Below are 12,814 nucleotides of genomic sequence, written 5' to 3'. Positions count from 1 at the left end.
CAAAGTCAGGCGACACCTGATTAGAACCGCTGCGCGGTTCCCGCTTGTATCCCCGCCCGATTGGGCGAGGGTTTACGCGGAGTTTTGCTAAAAAGAAAAAAATAAAAGATCTTTGGATTGGCGGCAGCGTACTTGCGCTAATTTACCCTGTACCCGCTGTTTTGACGATGATTGCGCTATTTTGTTGCTTCATCACATTTGCATTTCTAGATGAAGGATCTTTTTGAATAAATGCCAGTCAAAGGCAATAACCATTAATCTATTGTATAACTGGCCGATAACTACTCATGCGTCACTGATATGATGCACTTTGAGTAGCAAAGGTTTAAGTGGAGACTCGTTATGGTTTTTGCAGTATACGAACAAGGCATGCGTATTCAAACGCCCCGACAAACACTGTTAGGGCAGCAGGGTGTGTCTGCTCTACAGAAGAGCCACCGTACTCGTAGAGCAACCGATACCGATAGCGATAGCAGCCACTTAGAGCGCTTGGCAGAACAGCCTTTTATTCAGTTCTCAAAAATGGTTCAACAAGCTACAGACAAGTCCTCTGATTCTGAAAAAAAGCCAAGTAGTGACCAAGCCCAAAAAGCGCTCTCGGCTTATCGCTCAACCGTAAAAGCCAATAGTCCTAAAATAACTAAGGTGACGGCTCAGTTGATTATGTCGACACCTGTGTTTTCCATAGGTTTTGACCAAAGCTTACAGCATGGCTGGCAGCTAATGCGCCAACATAAAATTAGTCACCTAATATTGGTGAATAAACGCGGTGCATTAATGGGTATGGTGACAGATAAAGATATTTTGAAAGCAACTTCGGGGGTCAGTCACATTGATCTAAGTGAGCATAGCCCTGATGAAGTCATGTTGAGCAACTTAGTCTCTCGAAAGCTAATCACTGTAAACCCAGAAGCTGAGTTAATGGAGCTGGCCAGTGTAATGCTTGAACAACAGCTATCGGCACTGCCTGTAGTAACAGAGCAAGATGAGCTGAAAGGAATTATTACGCGTACCGACTTGATTCAGGCTGTTGTAAGCCAACACTTAGAAATTTGGTATTAGCAGGCTTTTTCACAAGGCCTGCTAACCTGAGCATCAAACAAAGCAATGACGCTTGATGCTCATATATATCAGTGTTTTCCTATCAGCAGAGCAAGTTTGGATTGCAAACGTTTCGCCTCTTGCTTTTCCTTTAGCTGCTGCTCTTTTTGTTGGCGTTGCTTACGAATTTCTTCCAACTGAGCTTTCGCATGCTGTGCTTCTTCAGCCGTTACAAAGCCTGCATTACTACCCGTTAAATCCAGCCTCACAGCACCAGACTTAATCGTACGCAAGTAGCGCGGCTGACGCACATAACTGGCCAGCGCTCGACGAATCCAATGATCAGGTAATATCTCTTTTTCGGATAAGTCTTCATGGATACCAATTTTTAGCGGTTGCACAGTCATCTTTGAAAAAGCATTAGGATATCGCTCTGACCATTGTACAAGAATCTCTTTAGCTGAAAACTTATCGACCACTTCTACACCTAACTCTGGCTGATCGCCCAGCTCTACTGCCGTAGGTATTAATTGGTCAGAGATTGTAACCACTGGTGTATCAGCAAATACATTTAACTTTTCAGCCAAAGCCTCAAGGTGTGTGTTCAGTACTCTATTTTCATCTGCCAATTGTTTATTTTGCATGTCTAGAAGGCTATTTTGCTCAAGCTGCTGCTGGTAGCGGCTTTCTAACGCAGCATTCTGCTCTTCTAACTGACGCAAGCTTGCCATCACCGAAGCCTGTTGCTGCAACAGCAGCGCCTTATCGGTGCGAAGCTTATCCAACAGTTTACGTTGGTCAATTAAAGTCTGAACACTACTTTCTGCACGGGTGCTAATTTGATCAAACAGTTGATCCAAAGCACTGGGGGAATATGGACTACCCATAAGCATTCCTGATCCTTAATCATCATACCGATTCATTTCAAACCCTTTCAAAGCGGTCTGACGGTTTGGCAAAACTGTGAGCCAGCGCTGACAAATTTCACACATCAGTAGGTTGATAAATATGAAAGCTGTAACTGTATTCACCCGTACCTTCAGCGGGACAATGCTGTTGCGAGCTTTCTGTCCAGTTGGATAGGTCAAAGTCAGGGAAGTAGGCATCCCCTTCAATGACAGCATGCACTTTAGTGATATAAAGTTTTTTAGCAAAAGGTAAAGCCTGAGCATAGATTTCTGCACCGCCCATGACAATAATTTCTTCTGCGCCATCGATCAGACAACCTTGATCGGCTACGGTCAGTGCCTCTTCAAGAGAGTGAACAACCTTACAACCTTTAGCCTGATAATTTGTATCACGTGTCACTACAATATTAGTACGGCCAGGAAGAGGGCGACCAATAGATTCATGGGTTTTCCGCCCCATCACCACAGGCTTGCCCCAAGTACACTGTTTAAAAAATGCTAAGTCTTTGGGTAGATACCAAGGTAGCTTGTTTTCCTTACCGATCACACGGTTTTCAGCCATCGCCCAAATTAATGCTACAGGGGTATCCAGTTCTAACATGCGTCATTCATTCCAAATAAAATCAAACTAACCTAGTCGCCTAAACTAAACCGCTACAGGTGCTTTAATGTGTTCGTGCGATTGATAACCTAAAATTTCAATATCATCAAAGGTGAAGTCAAATAGGTTTGTCACCTCAGGATTCAGCTTAAGCTGAGGCAGAGGCAAAGGCTCACGGGACAATTGCAATTCAGCCTGCTCAAGATGGTTTAAGTATAAGTGGGCATCGCCAAAAGTATGCACAAAATCACCCACCTCTAAACCGCAGACCTGTGCGATCATGTGTGTCAGCAGCGCATAGCTGGCAATATTAAAGGGAACGCCCAAGAAGATATCTGCACTACGCTGATACAACTGACAAGAAAGCTTGCCATCCGCCACATAAAACTGAAACAGTGAGTGGCAAGGCGGTAACGCCATCTGATTCACTAGAGCCGGATTCCAAGCAGACACCATTAATCGACGAGAGTCGGGTGTTTTCTTGATCTGCTCAATCAGGTCGCTGATCTGGTCGATATGCTGGCCGTCTGGCGTAGGCCATGAGCGCCATTGATAGCCATAAACTGGGCCAAGATCTCCATTTTCATCCGCCCACTCATCCCAAATACGAACCCCATTGTCTTGTAGGTATTTGATATTGGTGTCGCCTTTTAAAAACCACAGCAGCTCATGAATGATTGAGCGCAAATGCAGTTTCTTAGTGGTGACCATCGGAAAACCTTCTTGCAGGTTGAAACGCATCTGATAGCCAAATACGCTCAAGGTACCTGTACCTGTTCGATCACCTTTTTGTACGCCATTGTCACGCACATGGCGCATAAGATCTAAATACTGCTGCATAGAAACTCTTTAACTCTCAAATCAGACCCACTGTCTTTGGAGGACAAGTATAAGACATTGGTATCAGTATTAGGTGTAAAAAAATATTACGCATCCGCCAGACTCAAGCAGAAGGCTTCCCATCTGTAATCTGCTGCCTCTGCCCCCAAATCACTAGGGTCAAACCAAGTAATAACATCGGCAGCGACAATAGTTGCCCCATCGTGAGCCAATCAAATGCAATAAAACCTAAATGTGCATCTGGCTGGCGAGCAAACTCCATTAAAAAGCGGAAACTGCCGTAACAGAGTAAAAACACACCGGACACCACAAATCGAGCAGGGCGCCTCTGATCCAGCCAGTTCAAGATTACAAAGAGCGCCACGCCCTCCAATGCAAACTGATAAAGCTGAGAGGGGTGCCGCGCCAATTGATCCACATGAGGGAATACCATGCCCCAAGGTAGATCGGTAGGACGCCCCCAAAGCTCTCCGCCAATAAAATTACCCAATCGACCCGCACCTAAGCCAATCGGCACCATAGGGGCTATAAAGTCTGTTACGGTAAATATGGAGGCATTTACTTTTTTGGCAAAAAAGAACATCGCCAAAATCACACCCAACAAGCCACCATGAAAGGACATTCCCCCTTCCCAAACCTTAAATAGCCACAGCGGTTCTGCAAGAAAGCGATCAAAGTTATAGAAAAATACGTAACCAAATCGGCCACCTAAAACTACGCCCATCGCGCCATAGAAGATTAGGTCACTGACCTGCTCATCACTCCAGCCCAAACGAGCCGCCCGACGCTTACCTAACCACCAAGCACCAGCGAAGCCAATCAGATACATCACACCGTACCAATGAATTTTGATCGGCCCTAACGCCAGTGCAATTGGATCAATTTCGGGATATTGCAACATGAAGACTTTATCTCACTTCTTTTCTTTGTCGATTCAGTTGATCGGCCTTGTTGATACCGTTTAACTGAGCAAAAAGCGTGCACCCACTACCAACAGCAGTACCGCAAAAATTTTCTTTAGGGTTTCGCTTGGTAAGCTATGCGCTAACTTAGCGCCAAATTTGGCAAAAATAACACTCATCGACACAATGCCAATAAATGCTGGCCAATACACATAACCTGTTGCCCATTCTGGCAACAGAGGATGATTCCAACCCTCTTGAATGTTGACCAACGCTCCTACAATGGCAATAGGTAGCCCCACTGCCGCAGAGGTGGCCACTGCCGCCTGCATCTGAGCATTACACCAGCTTAGAAATGGCACGGTGAGAGAACCACCGCCAATACCAAAGATGGCTGAAGCCCAGCCAATCACGCCACCAGCACCAATCAGACCCGGTTTTGCCGGAATCGTGCGAGCCGCTTTGGGTTTTAAACCTAAGCCCATCTGAATCGCAATCAGGATAGCAAAAATACCAATCGCTTTTTGCAGCAGCGGGCCACTCATCATTGCAGCAGTTTTAACCCCTAGCGCACTGCCAATCACGATGCCGATTGCAATGGGGGCGAACCAATCCCAACGTACCGCCCCTTTGGCATGATGCGCTTTGATTGAGCTGATGGAGGTGACCACAATCGTCGCCAAGGAGGTTCCTACCGCCAAATGGGTCAACACTTCAGTGGCTATACCCTGTGCACTGAAGGTTAAAATCAAAGTAGGGACAATGATTAAGCCTCCGCCAATGCCAAACAAACCGGCCAAAGTTCCCGCCGCCGCGCCTAGCGCCAGATATAACAATAGGGTCATCATGGCCTATATCTCTCTATGATTGTGTCGCTATGATTCAATCAACATCCACTGCCGATAAGCGATCTTAGTTTTACTGGGTGAAAAGTTCAGAATAAAAAAGAGGGCGATTATACCCTCTTTGCTAACTTCACAAACAAGCTCTATTGGAGACTCAAGCTGTGCAATGTCGTTGCGCTAGCAAAAATCAATATCAGTTTGTTTGACTAAGCTGCTTTCGATACCAAAAATCTACTCGGTCACGCAGCTCAGATGGGTGATAAGGCTTAGCTAGATATTCATCCATACCTGCATCGAAGAAGCGCTGACGCTCACTTTCGAGTACATTTGCGGTTAACGCTATGATAACTGCTGGCCGTATATTTTGTTGACGCTCTTGAGCCCGCCAAAGCTGGGTTGTTTCAATACCATCCATTGCTGGCATAAAGATATCCATTAATACAACGTGATAACGTTTATTACGCATCATACTCAATGCTTCTTTACCACTGAACGCCACATCAACTTCGTAACCTACTTTTTGTAGTACTGAGCGGGCAAGCATTGTATTAACGGGGCCGTCATCAACGACCAATATGCGGCCTACAGAGGAACTCTTTTCATCCTGAAGATTTTGACTGATTGCCACAGGCTGGTCAGTCATATAGTTGTCTGAAGATTCTGGCCAATGATCCTTGGCAATGCTGATTAGGATATCCGTTTTCTCTTTCACCTGGCGCACTAGCGCACTGGTATTACTGGGGTTATTTAGTAATTGCAATACCAGCTGGTGAAGCGTTCCTAAGGGCTCTTCTAGCTCATGACGTATGGCTTGTAGGTACTCAGATTGCAACTGCGAGGCTTCCATCGCTCTGTCACGATCAAACACAATCTGATCACGTACTTGATATTGATCAGACAGGTCGATCATTAAACCAATCATGGCAAGCTCACTCTTACGATCTTTACTCAACTCTAACTGTCGAGTAACCAGCACATTAATATGCCGGCTCTGTCCAGATGCATTACTCAAGACAAGCTCATGCTGATAGGTTCCATCCTCAGGAGGTGTGAGTGGAATAAACTCTGTAATCAAATGCCCTTTAAGTTCAGCCTCTGTCATACCGAGAAAAGCTTCAAAAGCTCTGTTGCAGCCCTGTAAGCGGAACTCAACATCAGTATCAAAAACAGGCATGGGGATACTATTCAGCAAATTACGGAAATATTTATTCTGGCTTTCTTGTTCTTTTTGTTGATTTTGAACTTGCTGTTCAAGCGCTTGTTTTTGTTGCGCTAAATTATGAATCAATTCTGCTGTTTGCTGGATTTCAAGCACGTTTGAGCTGAGGGGGCGGTCTAATAAACCTTGTCCCTGTTGTTTAATAACATCTTGAAAGTAATCTAGAGGTGCTTGAAACTGACGGCTCAGTCGACTATTTCTCGTGTATTGCCAAGACACATAAATCAACAATACCATCATCATTAATACTGCTGCCAACAGCGCCATATCAAAGAGCTGTGCTTCAAAAGCAGTCACATGTACATACAACTCATGCTCAGGGGCTATTGCCAACAGCTTCCATCCTGTAGCAGGTACTGTATTCCACGCCACTACACTGGGCTCTTTCAGTTTCACTTGCGCTAACCCTGCTTGCTGGTGAGCGATAAGTCTTGAAAGATCAGTTAAATCTTTACGTTTATAGAGATTAAACTGCGAGGGCTTAAACTGATTCGTATCCACCTGCTGAAAACTATACTGGTGCTCCGTTAACTCCTGTAAACCAAAATCCTCCTCACCCTCCGGAGGCAAAGCTAAAATATTGCCATTCTTACCAATCAGAGCACCGTAACCGGGCCACTGCTGGGGCGATGCGAATATAGTGTTAATCATTCCTTTAATAGTAAGGTCAACACCTACAACGCCCTCTAAACGATCACCGTTATAGACTGGGCCAATATGGGAAATAATCCAGCCTTGTCCTGCGGGATCCAAATAAGCATCGGTCCAAACATTTTTCCGCAGAGGGTTATGACTGGCATCGGCAAGGTAGTAAAAACTAAAGGAGGTAAGATCCATATCTGGTGCAAACTGCTGCACCACATCCACAAAAGGATAGATCAAATTTAAACCATCCGGCGTATTCAAATAGATCTGTTGCACCAGAGCATTACTTTGCTGCAAGTCCACCATGATGGCTTCCAGTGGTAACAGTTGCGCAGCATAGGTACTGCGCTTATTAAGATCAGAAGCTAAAGAGGAGTAGTAAACCGCAATACCATCACTGCCGCTTTTATACAGTACATTTTGTGGGCTTAAACTGAACAGATTATCCTGAGAGCGATCTAAAGGCCTCTTAGCTGCGATTGCTGATCGTTGCTCTGAAAAAACTCGCTCTGCTTGTTTACGATACAGTTGTAAATTGCCTTGTACAGACTCCAGCTGAGCAGAAACCCAGTTTGTACGTGCTTGCAGAGCTTGTATCATCTGTTGCTCATGCTCTTTTCGCGCCATGCGATCATGATTCTGAGCCAGTAGATAATAAGTTCCCAACAGAATAAGCAACAACAATGCAGCAACAATTGACAACGACAGCGCGCCACCCCAAATATAGGTACGAGAGAGCCACTGCTTTAAAGAGATCAATGGAGATGGTGATTCCGGCGTTGTCATAAGCCTCCCTGTTATGGCCAGTACAGTACGATAAATATAAATAATGCCGCACTATGGTTATTCAGCAACATCTGTAGACTGTTTTAACTTACCAACTCGGTATAATACACGTTCTGTATATTTTTTAACCTGCAAAATAAGGTGTTAGCCATGTGTTTAATCCTATTTGCGTGGCAAGTTGATCTTGAGCGCCCTCTCATTCTAGCGGCTAATCGTGATGAGTTTTATCAACGCCCAACCGCAACACTTGCTCAATGGCAGGATCTACCCGTTATTGCTGGACAAGACTTGCAAGAGGGCGGTACGTGGCTGGGCATTACACCATCTGGTCGATTTGCTGCGGTAACAAACTACAGACAGGCCTCTGAGATGGGACAACGCTACCCTATAAGCCGTGGAGAACTGTGCCGCCGCTTCTTATCTAGCGAAACACCTATAGAACAGTTCCTATCAAGCCTTGAAATAGAAGCTCAGAATATTGGTGGATTCAACTTACTACTGAGTGATGGCAAGCAGATGGCCTACGCCAGCAATCGCTTTGGTGCAGAAACGGGCAATCCTTATTATCAAAGTAAAATGTGTTTAGAACCTGGTGTCTATGGTTTAAGCAACCATAGACTTAACAGCCCTTGGCCCAAGGTAACTACGGGCATAGCTGAACTGCAACAGCAGGTATCAAAGGTTCAAAATGACTTACAACTGTCACAAGCATTGTTTGAAATTTTAGAAAATCAAATACAGGCCGATGATAGTTTACTGCCAGATACTGGTATTGGCCTCGAAAAAGAGCGCTTTTTAGCGCCTAGAATGATTGCCAGTTCTACCGAATATGGTACCCGTGCCAGCACGGTCTTGATCAAATCACAGGATGGTATACAAACCTTGATTGAACAAAGTTATGCCGCGCTGAGTAAAAAACAGATTAAAAATATATTCTGTACGTCATAATAGATTTTACACCGTCATCCTATGATGATGTTCAAGAAAGACAAAAGGATTCTATTTTGAGCAAGCAGCCTTTTTATCGTTCACGTTTTGTGCGTTATCGCCAACCATGGCTGTTGCTCTTCTTTAGCTTATTGCTCAGTTCATTTAGCTGGGGTAATGAAAGTCACTGGGTCAATGTCACCTTACAGAGTCGTTTTGAAGACTTTATATCGGCGCACCCAGAAGTCATCGCACCAGTCTATTTGGATAATGATTTCAAATACATTTGGATAGACGCATCAGGTCAGCCATCCGCCGCTGCATTGGCTTTAATCAACTTAGTTAAGCCATTTACATTACTCTCTGAACAACACCCTCTAACAGCACCTTATCGGAAGTTCCTAGCACTACAAGCCCAACCTTTAACACTGGCCTTACCTCGTTACTTATTAGCAACAGATCTACTGTACAGCGACATGTTCGCTCGGCTACAACACGATATTCAAAGTGGCCTTTTTATTCAGGCAGACCAAGATAATGATCACCAAGAATACCGTTATGGCATACCAGCAGCGGAGCCCATTATCGAGCAGAAAAAGCCTTGGCAAGAGATCACTCTTGAGCAGCTTCGACTTGCAGCCGCACTACCTGAAGAACAGCGTAATAGCCTACTGACTCGTGGAATCAAACAGCTTTACCCCACAAGTGAACAAAAAGAGCCTCTATTAGCCGCGATCGATTTTTGGCTGCAACGAAAAAAAGAGGGGGCTTGGCCAGCATTACCATACGGCGAAAAAATGTTACCTGGGATGATTCGTCCAGACTGGATTCCACCTCTGATATCCCAATTACAACGCCTACAACTATTGGCACAAGACTATCAGCCAGAACTGCAAGACCGCTATGATGATCAACTGGTCAGCGCTGTCAAAAAAATACAAGCACAACATGGTCAGTTGGTTGATGGCATTATAGGCCCTCGTACACGCAGAGTTTTAAATCTATCGCCCGACTACAGAATCCGGCAGTTGGCGCATAACTTCCGACGCCTATATCACTTGCCTGAACAGTTGGGTGAGCGCTATATGATGATTAATATGGCAAATTACTCACTTGATCTTATTGAATATGAGCAATCAAGCATGAGTATGCGAGTCATTATAGGTACGCCAGATGCACGCACCCCCATTATGACGCAGACGTTAACCTCGGTTATTTTAAGTCCTCGCTGGAACATTCCTAAATCTATCGGCTATAAAAGCATTTTCCCTAAGGCTCAAAAAAATCCTAGCTATCTACAAGACCGTGAAATTATGGTTGTAGAAGGTTGGAATGAACCCGCTCAAGAGGTACCTACCGAGCAGATTGACTTCAACGCTTATAGCAGTCCTGAAGCCTTTCCTTATCGCTTTGTACAGTTACCAGGACAACACAACCAGCTAGGCTACGTAAAATTCAGACTATCGAATAAAAAAGCGATTTACATGCACGATACACCAGGTAAGCACCTATTCGAACGCCGAGACCGCGCACTCAGTAACGGCTGTGTTCGCTTAGAAGATGCCTTGCCATTGGTAGACAAACTTTTAGCGGCCAAACCTTATGGCTGGGATGAGGAGAAGGTGCAAGAAGTGCTGCGCTCTAAAGAAGAACGCTATATTCGGATGACACCAGCACTACCCGTTTATCTGATGTATTGGACAGTTTGGGCCGACAAATCTGGGCAGCTGCAATGGCGTGACGATATTTATCACAAAGACCAGCTGCCAAATCCTCAGCCTGAAGATACCTTACTGGCAGCCAAGCCTATTCAGTCTAGAAGCGATGGCTGAAGCAACTGCTTCAGCCCTAAATCTTCCATCGTCAGGCTGATTTGCTCTAACACCTGTTCTGCTGTTTCCAAATTAAGCACTGAATCCAACAACTGTACCGCATCACGACGATGCAAACTTCGAATCGCTGACTTCACCCGAGGTAGGTTAACGGCGTTCATGGACAATGAGTTATAACCCATCGCCATCAACAGAATTGCCCCCCTAGGATCACCCGCTAACTCACCGCATAGCCCAAGCCGACAATCAGTTTGTTTGGCCGCTTCAGCAATGGCGTTCAAAGCCGCCAAAACTGCAGGATGAAAGCTGCTATACAAAGAGGCCACACGCGGGTTGTTACGGTCAACCGCCAGCAAATACTGGGTTAAATCATTGCTACCCACCGACAGAAAGTCTACATACTTGGCAATTTGTGCTACTTGATAGATAGCACCAGGCACTTCAATCATCACACCAATATCGGGGCGCTGAATATTCAGTCCCTCTTGGCATAGCTCATGCCACGCACGCTCAATCAGGCTAATAGTTTCAGTCACCTCAGGCACATTTGACACCATCGGCAGCATGATTTGCAGATTATCTAAATCTTCACTGGCTCTCAGCATTGCACGAACTTGAACCAGAAAAACTTCTGGATGGTCTAAAGTCACCCGTATACCGCGCCATCCTAGAAAAGGGTTTGCCTCATTGATAGGGAAGTAGGGCAGTGCTTTATCCCCCCCAATATCCAATGTCCGCATCACCACAGGCTGTGGATAAAAAGCTTCCAGCTGTGCACGATAGACCTTTTGCTGCTCGCTTTCAGAAGGGAAACGCTCGCTGATCATAAAAGGTACTTCTGTGCGGAATAGCCCTACACCTTCTGCACCGTGATTTAACGAGTGTGTAATGTCCTGCGCTAGCCCCGTGTTCACCAGCAGAGGGATTTTATGTCCATCCAAGGTTTCACAAGGCAAGCCTGCAATGTGTTCCAGCCCCTTAAGTAGCTTCTCTTCTGCTTGAATTAACTGACCATATTGAATCAGTAACTCATCGCTGGGCGAATTAAATACCACTCCTTGATAACTATCGACTATCAGTTGCTGACCATCCAGCACAGCAACAGGCAAATCAATAGTTCCCATAACAGCAGGAATACCCATTGCCCGAGCCAAAATTGCGACATGCGAGTTGCTGGAGCCTTGTACTGAAACCAAGCCTACCAACTTCTCTTTAGGGATCTCACCTAACATCGCAGGCGTCACTTCTTGACTAACCAAGATAGCTTGACTTGGATACTCAATGTACTGCTGCTCTGCCTTTTGTAAGTACCCTAAAACTCTGCGCCCTAAATCACGAATATCACTGGCGCGCTCTTTTAAATAGTCATCTTCTGATAATTCAAAAAATCGAGCATGACGGGTGACCACTTGACATAGTGCACCTTGCGCCCAGTTACCTTCACGAATTTTATTATTGACCTCATGGCCTAGCGCACTGTCGTCCAGCATACCTTGGTAAGCATCAAAGAGCGCTCTCTCTTCTTCACTCAAGCGCTGTGCCAAGCGCCGATTCACTTCATGAATATCGTAGCGCACGGCAGCCAATGCTTCGTTAAACTGCGTGATCTCTTGTTCAATATCCTCAGCTGGGCGATCAGGGACTGACTCAAGATTTGCCACTGGCAAGACAACAACCGCAGTACCAATGGCAATCCCTGAAGTACCCGCGACCCCTCTAAAACAACTACCATGAATTTGGCTTAAACGGGGGTCACTTCGGTTTGAACTACCTGTCGCTAAAGAGTGTGCTAACAAGCCTGCCAATTGTGCAGAGATAGTAATGAGGAATGCCTCTTCGCCCTCATCAAACCTTCGCTTGGCCTGCTCCTGAACAACAATAACGCCCAAAATACGCCGCTGATGAATAATAGGCACGCCCAGAAAGCTATGAAAACGCTCCTCGCCTGTTTCGGCAAAGTAAACGTAATTGGGATGTTGGGTGGCATCATCTAGGTTAACAGGCTCTTCACGCAGCCCCACGTAACCTACTAATCCTTGCCCAGCACTGAGAGAAACCTGTTTAATCGACTCTTTTTTAAGCCCAACGCTGTCCATTAAAATATAACGTTGAGAGTTGTTATCAAACAGATACACCGAACAAACATCGGTTTTCATTGCTCGCTTCACCTTACGCACAATAATAGAAAGCGTCTCATCCAGGTTTCTGGCCGAGTTCACTTCCTGAACAATGCGCTGCAAGGTCTTGAGCATATTAACTCCTTTCTAG

Annotated in this window: 10 protein-coding genes; 3 read left to right on the top strand and 7 right to left on the bottom strand. The window is 45.4% G+C overall.

Translation table 11 applies throughout. The features are described from left to right. Nucleotides 1–342 precede the first annotated feature (342 nt). Nucleotides 343–1,062, top strand: a complete 720-nt coding sequence (locus tag B5D26_RS15135) for a CBS domain-containing protein (RefSeq protein ID WP_078746556.1) — start codon at nt 343–345, stop codon at nt 1,060–1,062. A gap of 68 nt (nt 1,063–1,130) precedes the next feature. Here the strand turns inward: B5D26_RS15135 and B5D26_RS15130 are convergent, their stop codons facing one another. From B5D26_RS15130 to B5D26_RS15105, 6 genes are all read right to left on the bottom strand, one after another. After that, nucleotides 1,131–1,928 carry a ProQ/FINO family protein gene (locus B5D26_RS15130; RefSeq protein ID WP_159445685.1) on the bottom strand — a complete coding sequence of 266 codons (798 nt, stop codon included), beginning with the start codon at nt 1,926–1,928 and terminating at the stop codon, nt 1,131–1,133. Between the two features lie 97 nt (nt 1,929–2,025). Continuing rightward, nucleotides 2,026–2,550, bottom strand: a complete 525-nt coding sequence (locus tag B5D26_RS15125; RefSeq protein WP_078746554.1) for a dihydrofolate reductase — start codon at nt 2,548–2,550, stop codon at nt 2,026–2,028. 45 nt (nt 2,551–2,595) lie between these two features. Then, entirely contained in the window at nt 2,596–3,390 is a 795-nt protein-coding gene (locus tag B5D26_RS15120) for a thymidylate synthase (protein ID WP_078746553.1), read from the bottom strand. Nucleotides 3,391–3,493: 103 nt separating this feature from the next. Continuing rightward, entirely contained in the window at nt 3,494–4,291 is a 798-nt protein-coding gene (gene lgt, locus B5D26_RS15115) for a prolipoprotein diacylglyceryl transferase (RefSeq protein ID WP_078746552.1), read from the bottom strand. A gap of 60 nt (nt 4,292–4,351) precedes the next feature. Next, nucleotides 4,352–5,137 carry a sulfite exporter TauE/SafE family protein gene (locus tag B5D26_RS15110; RefSeq protein WP_078746559.1) on the bottom strand — a complete coding sequence of 262 codons (786 nt, stop codon included), beginning with the start codon at nt 5,135–5,137 and terminating at the stop codon, nt 4,352–4,354. Between the two features lie 193 nt (nt 5,138–5,330). Beyond that, the gene (locus tag B5D26_RS15105; RefSeq protein WP_078746551.1) at nt 5,331–7,787 is read right to left on the bottom strand and encodes a response regulator; all 2,457 of its coding nucleotides are present in this window, start codon (nt 7,785–7,787) and stop codon (nt 5,331–5,333) included. A 150-nt stretch (nt 7,788–7,937) separates the two neighbouring features. On the opposite strand from B5D26_RS15105, the gene B5D26_RS15100 reads away from it, so the two are divergent. Together B5D26_RS15100 and B5D26_RS15095 are read left to right on the top strand one after the other, a co-directional pair. Further along, nucleotides 7,938–8,735, top strand: a complete 798-nt coding sequence (locus B5D26_RS15100) for an NRDE family protein (RefSeq protein WP_078746550.1) — start codon at nt 7,938–7,940, stop codon at nt 8,733–8,735. 56 nt (nt 8,736–8,791) lie between these two features. Beyond that, complete coding sequence (locus tag B5D26_RS15095; protein WP_078746549.1) at nt 8,792–10,546, top strand: L,D-transpeptidase family protein; 1,755 nt, start codon at nt 8,792–8,794, stop codon at nt 10,544–10,546. On the opposite strand, the gene ptsP is transcribed toward B5D26_RS15095, so the two are convergent. Then, the gene (ptsP, locus tag B5D26_RS15090; RefSeq protein WP_078746548.1) at nt 10,525–12,798 is read right to left on the bottom strand and encodes a phosphoenolpyruvate--protein phosphotransferase; all 2,274 of its coding nucleotides are present in this window, start codon (nt 12,796–12,798) and stop codon (nt 10,525–10,527) included. The two genes, B5D26_RS15095 and ptsP, sit on opposite strands and share 22 nt — an antisense overlap. Nucleotides 12,799–12,814: the final 16 nt, after the last annotated feature.

Origin of the sequence: Oceanospirillum multiglobuliferum (assembly GCF_900167095.1) — a bacterium.
Lineage (GTDB): Bacteria > Pseudomonadota > Gammaproteobacteria > Pseudomonadales > Halomonadaceae > Oceanospirillum > Oceanospirillum multiglobuliferum.
Note: the sequence above shows the minus strand (reverse complement) of the source record. Positions and strands in the feature narration are given on the sequence as shown.